A 638-nucleotide genomic window follows, 5' to 3' on the forward strand; every position below is an offset into this window, starting at 1 on the left:
CGATATGACAAAACGATGTTAAGCTTTCTCGGCTTCGTTCAGGTCACATCAATTCGGGTTTGGGTAAAGCACTTTGTCAACAGAACCTAATTGCTTGCCAAACAGTTTTGTATGGAATTCTGCCTTTTCCATGTGTTTCTTCTGGTAAAGTAATTGGACCGTGTTTTGATGCGATTAGTACAAGGCGTTTTCTTCTTTGCGGCACGCCAAAATCAACGGCATTCTTAACATCTGCATCAAAATAATAGCCAAGTGTTTCCAAAAAATTGATGAAGCGTGTGAATGGACCTTTTTCAATTCTTTGTAAGCCTGGGACGTTTTCCAATAAGATGTAATCAGGCAAACATGATTTTATAAATGGATGTAGTGTATCAAGTAATGCTCTTCTTTCATCTTTATCACTTTTTTGTTTGTTTTGTGATGAAAAGGGTTGGCATGGAGCACATGCGGAAAAAAGAACTTGCCCGTTTGCTTTTTTGGTAAGGTTTTTAATTTTTCGGACTGAAAGTTTTGTGATGTCTTCTTTATAAATCTTAGCCTCAGAAAAATTGGACCCGCTGCACTAAAGTGGAGGATACTTTACTCTGTCATGCAGCCTTCATTTCAAACTTCATAGGGCTGATGTTGCCCAAGTATGA

General features: G+C 38.2%; 1 protein-coding gene. It reads right to left on the bottom strand.

Translation table 11 applies throughout. From position 1 onward, the window contains the following. Window positions 1–76 precede the first annotated feature (76 nt). Entirely contained in the window at window positions 77–532 is a 456-nt protein-coding gene (locus RYZ26_RS19895) for a DNA cytosine methyltransferase (RefSeq protein WP_317685003.1), read from the bottom strand. Window positions 533–638 lie beyond the last annotated feature (106 nt).

Source organism: Terasakiella sediminum (genome assembly GCF_033100395.1).
In the GTDB taxonomy this organism is placed as follows: Bacteria; Pseudomonadota; Alphaproteobacteria; order Rhodospirillales; family Terasakiellaceae; genus Terasakiella.